Raw genomic sequence first — 13038 nt, 5'->3', positions numbered from 1 at the left:
CCCATGAGCCATTCCGACTGGGCGGCCGCGATCGGCCGCGACACGCCCGTGCTCGTCACCGGCGCCGCCGGCTTCATCGGCTATCACCTGTCCGAGCGGCTGCTGGCCGCGGGCATCCCCGTGGTCGGGCTCGACAATCTCAACGCCTATTACGATCCGCGGCTGAAGGAGGCTCGGCGCGACCGGCTGCTCGACCGGCCGGGCTTCACTTTCGAGCGGGTGGATCTGGCCGACCGCGAGGGGCTCGCCGGCGTCTTCGAGCGGCACGGGCCGCGGCGGGTGGTGCATCTGGCGGCGCAGGCGGGGGTGCGCCACTCGCTGACCCATCCGCACGACTACGTGGACGCCAACATCACCGGCTTTCTCAACATCCTCGAGGCATGCCGGCACCGCGAGGCCACGCACCTCGTCTATGCCTCCTCGAGCTCGGTCTATGGCGGCAACGCCAAGCTGCCCTTCGACGTGGAAGACAGCGTCGATCACCCGGTCAGCCTCTATGCCGCGACCAAGAAGGCGAACGAGCTGATGGCACATTCCTACAGCCATCTCTTCGGCCTGCCGGCGACCGGGCTGCGCTTCTTCACGGTCTACGGGCCCTGGGGGCGGCCCGACATGGCGATCCAGATCTTCACCAAGGCGCTGTACGAGGGGCGGCCGATCCGGCTCTTCAACCATGGCCGGATGGAGCGGGACTTCACCTATGTCGACGACATCGTCGAGGGGGTGGTGCGGCTGATCCCCAGGGCGCCGGCGCCCGATCCGGGCTTCGACCGGCAGGCGCCGGACCCGGCGACGAGCTGGGCACCGCACCGGGTCTTCAACATCGGCAACCACCGGCGCGAACAGCTGCTGGACCTGGTGGCGATGCTCGAGGAGCTCACCGGCCGGACGGCGATCCGCGAGCTGGTGGAGATGCAGCCCGGCGATGTCGAGGCGACCTTCGCCGATGTCTCGGCGCTGGAGCGCGAGGTCGGCTTCGCCCCGGACACGCCGCTGCGCGAGGGGCTGGCGCGCTTCGTCGACTGGTACCGGAGCTTCAACGGCATCGGCTGAGAGCGGGTTTCTGTCCCGAAACGGGACATGATGGGTAGGTAGGGCAAGGGGGGGCGAGGTCCGCCCCCTTCGCGAGGCAGGGCCGCCGCCTGCCCCACCCTGTCGACCTTCCGCCTTTGGACGACGGTTTCAAGAGCCCACCCATGGCAGGCGGCGGGGGCCCGGCTTCAGCCGCCGCGCGCGAGATCGGCCGGCAGCGTCATCGGCCCGGCGCGCCCGGCGATGCGCGTGCGGTAGACATAGAGTGCCTCCATCACCCGCTGCACGTAGTTGCGCGTCTCGCGGAAGGGGATGGTCTCGATCCAGTCCACCGCATCCACCGAGGCGAGGCGCGGGTCGCCATAGGCCGCGATCCATTCCTCGGCGCGCCGCGGGCCGGCATTGTAGGCCGCCGCCGCCAGCAGGTAGGAGCCGCCGAACTGCTTCACCCGGTCGCCCATGTAGCGGCTGCCGAGGCGGGCATTGTAGCGCCAGTCGGTAATCAGGCGGCGCTGCGAGTAGGGCTCGCCGATCTGCCGGGCCACGAGCTGCGCCGTCCGCGGCATCAGCTGCATCAGCCCGCGCGCGCCGGAGCGGCTGATCGCGGTGGCGTCGAACTCGGTCTCCTGGCGCGACACCGCGAGCGCCAGCGCCGGCTCGATCTCGGTCACCACGCCGCCGACGGCATGCAGGGGATAGTAGGCCGGAAAGATCAGCATGCCCTTGCGCGCGGCCATCTTGGCGACGCGCACCGCCACCTGCGGCTGGCCGATCTCGATCGAGAGGGCGCCGAGCGCGGCCAGCGCGGTCTCGTCGTTCAGCCCGCGGCCGATGCGCCGGAAGCTCGCCGCAGCAAGGCCCTCCTGGCCGGCATAGTAGAGCACGGCGGCCATACGCACATCGTCGGTGGCCAGCGCCGGCGTGGTGCGCCAGTCCGGCAGCGCGGCATCGGCGAGGCGCTGGTCCGGCGCGGCGCCGATCTCGGCGGCGGCGAGCTGGCCGTAGAAGGCGGTCTGGAACTCGGCGGCGCTGGCATAGGCGGCGCGGGCCGCTGTCTCGTTGCCGAGGGCGGCATGGGTCCGCCCCAGCCAGTAGCCGGCGCGGGCGCGGCTGATCGGGGTGTCGACCGCGGCGTCGAAGCGTTCGAAATGCGGCAGCGCCGCGGCCGGGTCCTTCAGCCCGCGCAGCGCGATCCAGCCGGCGGCCCATTCGCAGTCGGCATAGGCATAGCCGTCGCCCGGGCCGAGGTGGTGCTGCGCCGCCAGCCGGTAGCCGAGCGCCGGATTGCCGTCGCGCATCGCGTCGCGGGCGAGGCGGCGACGCCGGTCGGCCCAGCGCGCGGGCTGGCCGAGGGCCTCGGCGCTCGCCGAATAGCGGTCGAGCAGGGCGGCGGCGGCATCGCGGTCCTTGCCGTAGGCCTTGGAGAAGGCGCGCCAGTTCTCCGCGGCCTCGCCGCTCAGCCCGGCGGAGCGTGCCGGCGGCACCTCGCCGAGCACCGCCTTGCGCAGCTGCTCATGGCCCGGCCAGTTCGCCCGGCGGGCGGCATAGGCACGGTATTCGCCCTGCGTGCCGGCGCCGGCCCTGAGCTTGCGCCAGAGCACGATATCCGCCAGCAGCGGATCGGAGACCGCCGCCACGCGGGCCTCCGCCGCCGGCCAGTCGCCATCGGCGCCGAGGGCCAGCGCCTCGCGCAGCACGGCGCCCTGGCGCTGTGCCTCGGCAAGGTCGAGCGCCGCCGCCATGGCCGTGGTCAGCGGGGCGATAAGGGTGAGGATCGTGAGGATTATTGTCGTTGCTGCTCGCATCGCGCGCGCTCCCGGGTTCGCGTTCTGCCTGTGCGCGCAGTCTAGCACAGCGCTGCTGCGCCGCACCCCGAAATCCCCGTGAGCGCTGGGTTCTCCACAGGTTTCGCCCGGCCGGGCGGCAGGCGGCCCGCGCATGGCTTGCCCATCGACGCGAATCTCCCTATGAGCGGCGGATAACCCCTCCCCCTGCCAGCCCCGGAGCCAAGGCCATGCTCAAAGGATCGCTTACCGCGCTTGTCACCCCTTTCACTGCGGAAGGGATCGACGAGAAGGCCCTGCGCGCGCTGGTCGACTGGCAGATCGACGAGGGCAGCCACGGGCTCGTGCCCGTCGGCACCACCGGCGAGAGCCCGACGCTGAGCTTCGAGGAGCACGAGCGGGTGATCGACATCGTGGTCGAGCAGACCCGCGGCCGGGTGCCGGTGGTCGCCGGCACCGGCTCGAACAACACCACCGAGGCGATCCGCTTCACCGCCCATGCCCAGGCGGCAGGCGCCGATGCCGCGCTGGTGGTCACGCCCTATTACAACAAGCCGACGCAGGAGGGCCTCTACCGGCACTTCCATGCGCTGCACGATGCGGTCGAGATCCCGATCGTGATCTACAACATCCCCGGCCGCTCGGTGGTGGACATGAGCCCCGAGACCATGGGCCGGCTGGCAAGGCTGCCGCGCATCGTCGGCGTCAAGGACGCCACCGGCGATGTCGCGCGCACCAGCCTGCAGCGCGCAGCCTGCGGGCACGACTTCATCCAGCTTTCCGGCGAGGACGCCTCGGCGCTCGGCTTCAACGCCCATGGCGGGGTCGGCGCGATCTCGGTGACCGCGAATGTCGCGCCGGCGCTCTGCGCCGAGTTCCAGGAGGCGACGCTGGCGCGCAACTATGCCCGCGCGCTCGAGCTGCAGGACCGGCTGATGTCGCTGCACACCGCGCTGTTCCTCGAGCCGGGTCTGGTCGGGGCGAAATACGCGCTCTCCGTGCTCGGCCGCTGCGAGCCGACGGTGCGCCTGCCGCTGCTGGAGGCGACCGAGCCGGTCAAGCAGGCGATCCGCGCCGCCATGGTCCATGCCGGGCTGATCGCCGCCTGACGGCCGCAAACCCGGACAACCCGGGCGCCCCCGGGGCCGCGAGCCCCGGGTGGCTCATTGTGCCGCCTCATCTTTTCCGCTACCGTTCGGCAAGCGGAAGAGATGGAGGCGAAGATGGCAACGACACCTGCCAACGACCCCACCGCGCCGGTCCTCAAGGCCGTCGAGATCTACCAGAAGCGGATCTTCGAGATCTGGAAGGTCGTCTTCAAGAAGATCGATTCCAAGTTCAAGTCTGCCACCAAGTTCTTCGATAACGTCGTGAACAAGGGCGAGGAGATCGCCTCGAAGGTGGGCAAGGCGGTGGTCGAGAAGATCATCGGCTATCGCGACACCGTGTTCGGCGCGCTCGAGCGGGTGCCGCAGATCGTCAAGAGCGCGCTGCGCCTCGGCAACAAGATCATCAACCTGATCCGGAGCGCCGCCGACCCGAACAAGATCATCAACGTGATGAAGCGGCTCTTCATGCGCTATGTGAAGATGCTGCGCGAGATCTTCGCGATGGTGAAGCAGTTCTTCGAGGCGCTGAACCCGCTCGGCACGGCGCTGGCGGTGGTCAACGCGCTGAAATCCGTGCTGCGGCTGATCGTCAGCTGGGTCGGCGAGGTAACCAACGCGAACAACGCGGTCAAGAAGGCCAAGACGCTGCTGAAGAAGGTCGTCAAGGCGATGAAGCTGGAGATCAAGGAGGCGATCCTGCTGCGCAAGAAGGTGCTGCGGCTCCGGCCCGCCTGACCGCGGGTTTCGCGCCCGGAACCGCGCCGCATGGACAACGGGCCCCGGCTCGCCTAAATCGGCGCGGTCATGTCCCAGAACAAACCCAAGCTCGACCACAAGCTCGCCGCCGAGAACCGCAAGGCGCGGCACCAGTATTTCATCGAGGACAGCCTCGAGGCCGGCATCATGCTGCAGGGCTCCGAGGTGAAGTCGCTGCGCGAGGGCAAGGCCAACATCGCCGAGAGCTATGCCAGCGTCGAGGATGGCGAGCTCTGGCTGATCAACAGCTACATCCCGGAGTTCTCCCAGGCCAAGGCGGCGGCCTTCAGCCACGATGCCCGGCGCCGGCGCAAGCTTCTGGTGCACAGGCGCGAGCTCGCCCGGCTGCACCAGGCGGTGGGGCGCGAGGGCATGACCATGGTGCCGCTCAAGCTCTATTTCGACGCGCGCGGCCGGGCCAAGCTCGAGATCGGCCTGGCCAAGGGCAAGAAGCTCTCCGACAAGCGCGACACCGAGAAGAAGCGGGACTGGGAGCGCGAGAAGTCGCGCCTGCTGCGGGACCGCTGAGATGAACGCATCCCCGAGCGCGGAGCGCCTGCTCGCCGCCATCGACGCGACCTGGCCGCCGGCGGAGATCCGCGCCGCCGATGGCTGGCTGCTGCGCCGCGGCGCCGGCGGCGGCAAGCGGGTCTCCGCGGCCTCGGCCGGGCGGCCCGGTGCGGTGCCGGAGATCGACGCCGCGGTGGCCGGGCTCGCCGCCTGGGGGCAGGGGCCGCTGTTCCGCCTCTCGCCCGGCGAGGAGGCGCTCGACGCCGCGCTCGAGGCCCGCGGGCTCGCGGTGGTGGACCCGACGGTGGTCCATGTCGCGCCGGTCGTGAGCCTGACCGACGACCGCGACGAGACTGCCCGGGTGATCCGTGCCTCGACACCGATCGCGCTGGTCGAGGAGATCTGGGCGGCCGGCGGCATCGGCCCCGGGCGCCTCGCGGTGATGGCCCGCGCCGCCGGACCGCGCATCACGCTGATCGCGCGCATCGGCGACCGCCCGGTGGGGGTCGGCTTCATCGCCTGCGACGGCGCGGTGGCGATGCTCCATGCGGTCGAGGTGCTGGCGGCGGCGCGGCGTCGGGGCGCCGGCGAGATGCTGCTCCGCGGCGCGGCCAACTGGGCGGCGGAGCAGGGCGCCGAGGTGCTGGCGCTCGCCGTCACCGAGGCCAACGCCCCGGCCCGTGCGCTCTATGCGAAGCTGGGGATGGGCGTCGCCGCGCGCTATCATTACCGCGCGGGGTGAGCGGCGAAAGGCGAGACATGGTCTGGCATGCGCGGATCGGGGCGCTTGCGACATCCGTCGTGCTCGGCGCGGGGTCTGCCGCCGCCGATCCGCCGGTGCTGCCGGTGCCCGAGGGTGCCGCGCTGACCGCGCGGGTGGAGCGCCAGGCGGACCGCTACGACATCCCCGTCGCGCCCTTCGGCGGCGCGGCGGAGCCGACCCGCATGCTGAACGGACACGTGATCTGGGAGGGCTACCGGATGCCGGCGGGCGAGGACGGCCTCGCCGGGGTGATGGCGGCCTATCGCGAGCTGCTGCGCGCCGGGGGCTGGGAGATCCTGCTCGACTGCACCGGCGCGGCCTGTGGCGGGCTCGATTTCCGGTTCGGGGTGGCGCTGCTGCCGCCGCCGCAGATGGTGGTGGATGCCGCCGCCTTCGCGCAGCTCTCGGCGCGTAGACCCGGCGGGCAGGGCGCCCCGGTCGCCTGGGCCTCGGTGCTGGCGAGCCGCGCGCTCGGCCGCATCCACATCCAGACCGTGCGGGTGGAGGCGGCGGCCGTCGCGGCGCTGCCGGCCCCGCTCGAGGTGCCCCCGGAGGCGCCGGCGCCGGAGGTCACCGGCGGCACCGAGCTGCCCCATGACGCGGCTGCCGAGACCGGCGGCGGCGATGCGGCGGGCGGCGACCTGCTGGCCCGGCTCACCGCCGATGGCCATGTGCCGGTCGAGGGGCTGAGCTTCGACACCGGCGGTGCCCGGCTCGGCGCGGCCTCCGCCCCGGCGCTCGACGGGCTGGCGCGGCTGCTCGATGCGAACCCGGCGCTCGAGGTCCTGATCGTCGGCCATTCCGACAACGAGGGCAGCCTCGCGACCAACCGCGCCCTCTCGAAACGCCGCGCCGAAGCGGTGCGCCAGGCGCTGATCGCCCGCGGCGTCGCCGCCGGGCGGATGGAGGCGGCAGGCATCGGCTTCCTCGCACCGCGTGCCTCCAACGCCACCCCCGAGGGCCGTGCCCGCAACCGCCGGGTGGAGATCGTCCTGCGCTGACGCAGCCCGGCCGGCCCGGCCGCGGCGAGGCCGGACTGCCCGGCAACCCACCCCCACCGCCGCCTTGCGCGCACAGCGCGCAAGGCGGCGGTGGGGGTGGGGGCGGGCTTTCGCGGGCGCCGGAGGGGGCCGGCAGGCCCCCGGAGGCGGGCGAAACACGGCGCCCGGGTATCGGTTCGAAGGCAGGCGGGGTCAGGGGCGCCTCAGGCGCCGGCCTTGCGGGCCTCCGCCGCGGCACGGATCTGGCTGAGCGTCGCCTTCGGGGTCAGCGCCTCGGTGTCGACGATCAGCTCGAGCAGCGCCCCGGTGGCCGAGCTGCGGGCGCGGGCGAAGGCCTCCGCGAAGGCCTCCGCCGTCTCGACCTGTTCCGCATGCATGCCATAGGCCCGGCCGATGGCGACGAAATCCGGATTGACCAGCTCGGTGCCGCTGACCCGGCCGGGATAGGTCTTCTCCTGGTGCATCCGGATCGTGCCGTAGCTGCCGTTGTTGAAGACCAGCACCACCGGCTGCGCGCCGGCCTGCATCGCGGTGCCGAGCTCGGTCATGGTCATCTGGATGTCGCCGTCGCCGGCGAAGCAGAGCACCAGCCGCTCCGGGCAGGCGAGCCGTGCCGCCACCGCCGCCGGCAGCCCCGCCCCCATGGCACCGGCCTCGGGCCCGAGCAGCCGGTGCTTCGGCCCGTAGCGGAGCAGCCGCCCCGGCCAGATCGCGAAATTGCCCGCGCCGTTGGTGACGATGGCATCCTCCGGCAGCACCGCGCGCAGATGCGCCATCACCGCGCCGAGATCGAGCCGGCCGGGCTGCGGTGGCAGATCGAAGCTGGCCTCGTAGCCCGCACGCGCGCCCGCGGCCCAATCCGCGCGGGACGGGTCATGCGCCGTGTCGGCCCGCGACAGCGCCGCGAGGAAGGCCGCAGGCGAGCCGTGCAGCGCCAGATCGGCCTGCAGCACCTTGCCGAGCTCGTCGTCGGAGGGATGCACATGCACGAGCTTCTGGCGCGGCGTCGGCAGGCCGAACAGGCTGTAGCCATCGGTATCGGTCTCGCCGAAGCGGATGTTGACCGCGAGCACCAGATCCGCCTCGTCGAGCACCTTGCGGACATGCGGCGCGATGCCGAAGCCGGCATCGCCGATATAGGCCGGCGAGCCGTTGTCGATCAGGTCCTGGTGGCGGAACTCGACCACGATGGGGATCTGCGCGGCCTCGGCGAAGGCGGTGAAGGCGGCGAGCGCGGCGCGCCCGTCGCGCCCGGAGATGTCCCAGCCGCCGCCGCCGATGAAGGCGACCGGGCGCACCGCCCCGGCGAGCAGGCGCTGCGCCTCGGCGAGCGCCTCGGGCGCGAGCCCGGGCCAGGGCGGCAGGATCGGGCGGGGATGCACCCGGGCCTCGCTGAGCCCGGTCAGCACGTCCTCCGGCAGCGCCACCACCACCGGCCCGGGGCGGCCCGAGAGCGCCACGTGGAAGGCGCGGGCGACTATCTCCGGCACCCGGTCGGCGCTGTCGATCTCGGTCGCCCATTTCGCGACGCCGCCATAGAAGGCGCGGTAGTCGATCTCCTGGAACGCCTCGCGCTCGCGCATCGTGGTCTCGATCTGGCCGATGAAGAGGATCATCGGCGTCGAGTCCTGCATCGCGGTGTGCACGCCGATGGCGGCATTGGTGGCGCCGGGGCCGCGGGTGACGAAGGCGATGCCGGGCTGCCCGGTGAGCTTGCCCCAGGCCTCGGCCATGAAGGCGCAGCCGCCCTCGTGGCGCCCGAGCACGAAGCGGATCTGGCTGTCATGCAGCGCGTCGAGCACCGCGAGATAGCTCTCGCCCGGCACCCCGAAGGCGGTGCGCGCGCCCTGCGCCGCCAGCGCCTCCACCAACAGCTCCGCGCCCGTCTTGGCCATCATGCCCTCCCTCGGTTTGCGCGCAGTTGCGCATGGGCGCCGGGCGGCTGTCAACGCCGGGCGGCCGGCGGCGCGATTGACCGGCCGGGCGGGCGCGGTCAGGATTGCTGGAGGCCATGCGGGGGGACCGCCGATGATCGACCGTCCGAGCTTCACCATCGGGATCGAGGAGGAGTACCTCATCGTCGATCGCGAGAGCCGGGACCTGGTGCGCGAGCCGACGCCGGACTTCCTCGTCGCGCTGGCCGAGGAGATCGGCGAGAAGGTGAGCCCGGAATACCTGCAATGCCAGGTCGAGGTCGGCACCGGGGTGCACCAGCGCGTCGGCTATGCCGCGGCGGAGCTGGCGACGCTGCGTCGGGGGGTGGCGGCGGCGGCCGAGGCCCATGGCTATGCGCCGATCGCGGCCTCCACGCATCCCTTCGCGAAATGGCGCGAGCAGTCGCACACCCGCAAGCCGCGCTACGATGCGCTGCAGGACGATCTCGGCCTCACCGTGCGGCGGATGCTGATCTGCGGCTGCCATGTGCATATCGGCATCGAGGACGAGGACCTGCGCATCGACCTGATGAACCAGGTCGCCTATTTCCTGCCGCATCTGCTGGCGCTGACCTGCTCCTCGCCGTTCTGGGAGGGCACCGATACCAAGCTCGCCTCCTATCGCCTGACGGTGTTCGACGCGCTGCCGCGCACCGGGCTGCCGGACCAGATGAGCTCCCATGCCGAGTATCGCCGCATGGTCGGGCACCTGGTCTCGGCCGGCTGCATCGAGGACGCGACCAAGATCTGGTGGGACGTGCGCCCGTCCGACAAGTTCCCGACGCTGGAGCAGCGGGTCACGGATGTCTGCTCGCGGCTCGAGGATGCGGTGACGGTGGCGGCGCTCTACCAGTCGGTGCTGGCCTATCTCTACCGGCTGCGGGCGCGCAACCAGCGCTGGCGGATCTATCCCGCGACCCTGATCGGCGAGAACCGCTGGCGCGCGCAGCGCTATGGCTGCGCCGGCCGGCTGATCGACCATGGCCGCGGCGAGCTGGCCCCGGTGGGCGACCTGATCGAGGAGATCATCGACCTCGTGGGCGCGGATGCCGAGGATCTCGGCTGCCGGCGCGAGCTGGTGCATGCCCGGCGGATCGCCGAGCGCGGCAGCTCCGCCATGCGCCAGCGCGCGGTGCGGGCCGAGGCGGAGAAGGCCGGCGCCAGCCGCGAGGAGGCGCTCTGTGCCGTGGTCGACGCACTGATCGAGGATTTCGTGCCGGACTGACCCGGAGAATCTTGATTCATGATTTTTCGATGCCGACAATCACCCGGCGTGCGTGTGTATGTAGGGAGACATTGAATGAAGGCGAATGCGAAGCCCGAGCTTGAACAGAAGTGGTGGCGCAAGAACAAGGCGAAAACCCTGAAGTCGACCGGGTTCGGCAAGGTGCTCGGGGAATACGAGACGGCGCTCAAGGATTTCGAGACCTGGCCGGCCAATGGTGCCGAGAAGGCCTATGAGACCGCGGTGGCGCTGCTGTCGAAGCGCCTGCCCTCGGCGGCGGATGCGGCGATCAAGGCCTGCAACGCCAGGCTCCACAAGGACACCGTGGCCTGCCTCGAGACCTACAGGAAGAAGACCTTCCCGGAGGAGCTGAAGCGCATCCAGGCGATCCGGAAGAACTTCGACGAGCTGGCGAGCAAGGCCGAGCGCGAGGTCCGCGGGCATTTCGACACCATAGGCAGGCTGTTCGACGAGGCGGCGGACCTGCAGGAGGAGATCTACACCGCCATCGGCGGCATCGAGGATGCCAAGAAGGCCGCCATCGCCGCCTCGAAGAAGGCCGACAAGCCGGCGCTCGAGGCCGCCGGCAAGATTGCGACGGCGGCGATGCAGAAGGCGAGCGCGGCCTATGGCAAGCTCGGCAAGCTGCAGAAGCCCGCGGAGACGGCCTACAGGAACCTCCAGGCCGCGATGGCGAGAGCGGCCGACCCGGGCGCCGTCGACCGTCTGCGCAAGGATGCCGAGCTCGGCAAGGACAAGATCGTCAACGTGATCCAGGACATGGATTACGAGATGAAGGACGCGATGAAGGCGGAGAACCAGCTCCTCGGCATCATCGAGGGCCGGATCGACGAGACCGCGGCGCTGGCCGAGACCATCGAGCGCAGCTGCCGCCTCTTCATGGAGGCCAACAAGGGCGTGAAGGGCAACCTCAACCAGATCTCCGCCGAGCTGAGCTCGCTGCGCGACGCGATCCGCAGTGCCGGCACGCCGTCCGACGGGGGCAAGCAGGCGACCGCCTTTGCCCGCAGCCTCAAGACCCTGGTCGAGCGCTTCGCCAAGTCGGCGAAATCCGCCGCCGCGCAGCACAAGAAGCTCACCGCCGAGCGCAAGACCTGGCCGAAGGACCTGCTCTCCCAGAGCAGCTTCGCCCGGCTCAAGCGCGACGTGGAGATCGCGCTGGGGCAGGACGACGCCACGGTGAAGGATGTCCGCACGATCACCACCAAGCTGAAGGAGACGCAGCAGATGATCGTCGGGTTGAACGGCTGAGCCGCGCCAGCCTCACTCGGGCAGGGGCGCGAGCAGCGCGTCCCAGCGCCCGACATCGAGCGAGACCTGGCCGCAGAGATTGATCTGCCAGTCGCCCGCCGCGCCGTAGAGCCGGACGAGCTGCGGCCCCGGCCCGAGCCGGGCACCGCAGGCGGCGCCGTCGAGCGGCGTCGCCACCCGGATCTCCGCCGGCCCGGCATAGTTCACCCCAGCCTCGATTCGGAGTGCATAGTGGCGCAGCAGGTTGCTCGGCGTGAGCTTCGGGCGCCCGGCGGGCATCTCCTCGCCGGTGACCAGGGCGCGGACCACCACGGCGCCGGACGCCGTCAGCTCCGCCGGCGTGCCCGAGGGCGCCGCGCAGCTGCAGGCCAGCGCCGGACCGGCGGGGCCAAGCAGCGCGAGGGCAAGAAGGGCGGCGGCGATGCGGCGGGTCATGGCATGTCTCCTCGGGAGCCCGATGCCGGCAGCTTGCGCCTGTGCCCTGCCCGGAGCAATCCCTGCGGGCTTTGCGGGCTTTGCGGGCTTTGCGGGGTTCAGCGGATCTGGCGGAAGCTGGTGATGTCGCAGCCGCCCCAGTCGTCGCAGTCGCGGTTGACGATCATCCGCGGCAGGCGCAGCGTCACCGGGCCGGGCGGGCCCGCCACTGCAGCGCAGCCGGCGAAAGCGCCGGGGCCGAGCGGGCCGCGCTCCTGCGCCATGAAGCCGATATTCTGCAGCACCCGCCGCCCGCCGACGAAGACGATCCCGGCCCCGAGCACCTGGTAGGCATAGTCCCGCGCCTCGGGGCCGTCACCCACCCATGCGCCGCAGATCATGCGCCCCTCGGGGGTCTCGTGCAGCTCTGCGGCGATCACGAGGGTCGAGCCGCCGGGATGGAACACGCCCCCCGCAACCGCCGGCGCCTCGCCGAGACGCGCCGTTGCAACCCGCTGCGGCACGCAGGCGGCCAGCGCCAGAAGGAGAGCTGCCGCGAGAAGGTGCCCGCGCATCCGCTCAGACCTTCGCCGAGGCGGCGGACTCCGCCGGCGCAGCCAGCACCGTCACCGCCGGGTCGCAGACCCGCATCGGCCCGGTCACCGCCCTCGCCCTTTGCGCCGCCGCACTGGCGCCGCCGGCCGTCCTCACCCTTGCCGGCGGGCCGGCGGGCCTCCCGGCCCCTGCCACGCGGCGCACGCCCGCGCGACCCCGCCGGTCGATGCCCCCTGGGACCTCGCCGGTGGGATAGGCCACGCCCTCGAGCCGCTTCCCGTCTCGCCCGAGGCCGACCAGGCGTTTCGCCGGTGCCGCGACAATGGCACCGTGCGGTCCGGTCCTGCGGCTGGTCATCGCGAGGTGGGCACTGGCTCCGGCCATCTCAATGGCGCAGCGCGTGGAGCCCGAATCGGCCGGCGCGGTGGCGGCGTCCGCTGCGCGCCGAAGATCCCGATGCGCTGACGCAATGGTCCCGGGCACAGCCTGCCGCTCCGCCGTCCTCGCCCCTGCCATGCAATCCTCCCGCTGGAAATGCCCCGGAGAAACCCCGGCGAGCATGCCACCGGCGGGGCCGCAGGGGAAGGCGGGAAGTGCCATGCGAAAACCGCCGCCCGGTCTCCCGGACGGCGGCTTGCAGCTCATGCGGCTCTCACGCGGCGGCCCGAAGGCCGGCGGCGATC

At 71.7% G+C, this 13038-nt stretch carries 13 protein-coding genes; 8 read left to right on the top strand and 5 right to left on the bottom strand.

The annotated features are described in order from the left end of the window. Positions 1 to 3 precede the first annotated feature (3 nt). Positions 4 to 1053 carry an NAD-dependent epimerase gene (locus QSJ97_RS17680; protein WP_285673362.1) on the top strand — a complete coding sequence of 350 codons (1050 nt, stop codon included), beginning with the start codon at positions 4 to 6 and terminating at the stop codon, positions 1051 to 1053. A gap of 167 nt (positions 1054 to 1220) precedes the next feature. On the opposite strand, the gene QSJ97_RS17675 is transcribed toward QSJ97_RS17680, so the two are convergent. Beyond that, the gene (locus tag QSJ97_RS17675; protein WP_285673361.1) at positions 1221 to 2837 is read right to left on the bottom strand and encodes a lytic transglycosylase domain-containing protein; all 1617 of its coding nucleotides are present in this window, start codon (positions 2835 to 2837) and stop codon (positions 1221 to 1223) included. Positions 2838 to 3046: 209 nt separating this feature from the next. Here QSJ97_RS17675 and dapA point away from each other — a divergent pair, with 209 nt between their 5' ends. The 5 genes from dapA (at position 3047) to QSJ97_RS17650 (ending at position 6955) form a co-directional block, all read left to right on the top strand. Then, a complete protein-coding gene (gene dapA / locus QSJ97_RS17670) occupies positions 3047 to 3925 on the top strand; it encodes a 4-hydroxy-tetrahydrodipicolinate synthase (RefSeq protein ID WP_285673359.1) in 879 nt (292 codons plus the stop codon). Positions 3926 to 4039: 114 nt separating this feature from the next. Continuing rightward, positions 4040 to 4660 carry a hypothetical protein gene (locus tag QSJ97_RS17665; protein ID WP_285673358.1) on the top strand — a complete coding sequence of 207 codons (621 nt, stop codon included), beginning with the start codon at positions 4040 to 4042 and terminating at the stop codon, positions 4658 to 4660. Between the two features lie 69 nt (positions 4661 to 4729). After that, positions 4730 to 5209 carry an SsrA-binding protein SmpB gene (gene smpB, locus QSJ97_RS17660; RefSeq protein WP_285673356.1) on the top strand — a complete coding sequence of 160 codons (480 nt, stop codon included), beginning with the start codon at positions 4730 to 4732 and terminating at the stop codon, positions 5207 to 5209. A 1-nt stretch (position 5210) separates the two neighbouring features. Continuing rightward, a complete protein-coding gene (locus QSJ97_RS17655) occupies positions 5211 to 5933 on the top strand; it encodes a GNAT family N-acetyltransferase (protein ID WP_285673355.1) in 723 nt (240 codons plus the stop codon). A 17-nt stretch (positions 5934 to 5950) separates the two neighbouring features. Next, complete coding sequence (locus QSJ97_RS17650) at positions 5951 to 6955, top strand: OmpA family protein (protein ID WP_285673353.1); 1005 nt, start codon at positions 5951 to 5953, stop codon at positions 6953 to 6955. A 203-nt stretch (positions 6956 to 7158) separates the two neighbouring features. Here the strand turns inward: QSJ97_RS17650 and QSJ97_RS17645 are convergent, their stop codons facing one another. Continuing rightward, entirely contained in the window at positions 7159 to 8850 is a 1692-nt protein-coding gene (locus tag QSJ97_RS17645; protein WP_285673352.1) for a thiamine pyrophosphate-binding protein, read from the bottom strand. Between the two features lie 133 nt (positions 8851 to 8983). On the opposite strand from QSJ97_RS17645, the gene QSJ97_RS17640 reads away from it, so the two are divergent. Continuing rightward, complete coding sequence (locus QSJ97_RS17640; RefSeq protein ID WP_285673351.1) at positions 8984 to 10114, top strand: carboxylate-amine ligase; 1131 nt, start codon at positions 8984 to 8986, stop codon at positions 10112 to 10114. 75 nt (positions 10115 to 10189) lie between these two features. Continuing rightward, complete coding sequence (locus QSJ97_RS17635; protein WP_285673349.1) at positions 10190 to 11386, top strand: hypothetical protein; 1197 nt, start codon at positions 10190 to 10192, stop codon at positions 11384 to 11386. A gap of 12 nt (positions 11387 to 11398) precedes the next feature. Here the strand turns inward: QSJ97_RS17635 and QSJ97_RS17630 are convergent, their stop codons facing one another. The 3 genes from QSJ97_RS17630 to QSJ97_RS17620 form a co-directional block, all read right to left on the bottom strand. Next, complete coding sequence (locus tag QSJ97_RS17630; protein ID WP_285673348.1) at positions 11399 to 11821, bottom strand: hypothetical protein; 423 nt, start codon at positions 11819 to 11821, stop codon at positions 11399 to 11401. 98 nt (positions 11822 to 11919) lie between these two features. After that, positions 11920 to 12375 carry a hypothetical protein gene (locus QSJ97_RS17625; protein ID WP_285673347.1) on the bottom strand — a complete coding sequence of 152 codons (456 nt, stop codon included), beginning with the start codon at positions 12373 to 12375 and terminating at the stop codon, positions 11920 to 11922. Positions 12376 to 12379: 4 nt separating this feature from the next. Further along, the coding region (locus tag QSJ97_RS17620; RefSeq protein WP_285673346.1) for a hypothetical protein at positions 12380 to 13038 on the bottom strand (659 nt) is incomplete at its 5' end.

Origin of the sequence: Paralimibaculum aggregatum, from assembly GCF_030270585.1 — a bacterium.
Taxonomy (GTDB): domain Bacteria; phylum Pseudomonadota; class Alphaproteobacteria; order Rhodobacterales; family Rhodobacteraceae; genus Thermohalobaculum; species Thermohalobaculum aggregatum.
This window is presented reverse-complemented; position numbering and strand designations above follow the sequence as displayed.

Coding starts and splice junctions, on each gene's coding strand:
- QSJ97_RS17680 (WP_285673362.1), top strand. CDS start 4: ATGAGCCATTCCGACTGGGCGGCCGCGATCGGCCGCGACACGCCCGTG.
- QSJ97_RS17675 (WP_285673361.1), bottom strand. CDS start 2,837: ATGCGAGCAGCAACGACAATAATCCTCACGATCCTCACCCTTATCGCC.
- dapA (WP_285673359.1), top strand. CDS start 3,047: ATGCTCAAAGGATCGCTTACCGCGCTTGTCACCCCTTTCACTGCGGAA.
- QSJ97_RS17665 (WP_285673358.1), top strand. CDS start 4,040: ATGGCAACGACACCTGCCAACGACCCCACCGCGCCGGTCCTCAAGGCC.
- smpB (WP_285673356.1), top strand. CDS start 4,730: ATGTCCCAGAACAAACCCAAGCTCGACCACAAGCTCGCCGCCGAGAAC.
- QSJ97_RS17655 (WP_285673355.1), top strand. CDS start 5,211: ATGAACGCATCCCCGAGCGCGGAGCGCCTGCTCGCCGCCATCGACGCG.
- QSJ97_RS17650 (WP_285673353.1), top strand. CDS start 5,951: ATGGTCTGGCATGCGCGGATCGGGGCGCTTGCGACATCCGTCGTGCTC.
- QSJ97_RS17645 (WP_285673352.1), bottom strand. CDS start 8,850: ATGGCCAAGACGGGCGCGGAGCTGTTGGTGGAGGCGCTGGCGGCGCAG.
- QSJ97_RS17640 (WP_285673351.1), top strand. CDS start 8,984: ATGATCGACCGTCCGAGCTTCACCATCGGGATCGAGGAGGAGTACCTC.
- QSJ97_RS17635 (WP_285673349.1), top strand. CDS start 10,190: ATGAAGGCGAATGCGAAGCCCGAGCTTGAACAGAAGTGGTGGCGCAAG.
- QSJ97_RS17630 (WP_285673348.1), bottom strand. CDS start 11,821: ATGACCCGCCGCATCGCCGCCGCCCTTCTTGCCCTCGCGCTGCTTGGC.
- QSJ97_RS17625 (WP_285673347.1), bottom strand. CDS start 12,375: ATGCGCGGGCACCTTCTCGCGGCAGCTCTCCTTCTGGCGCTGGCCGCC.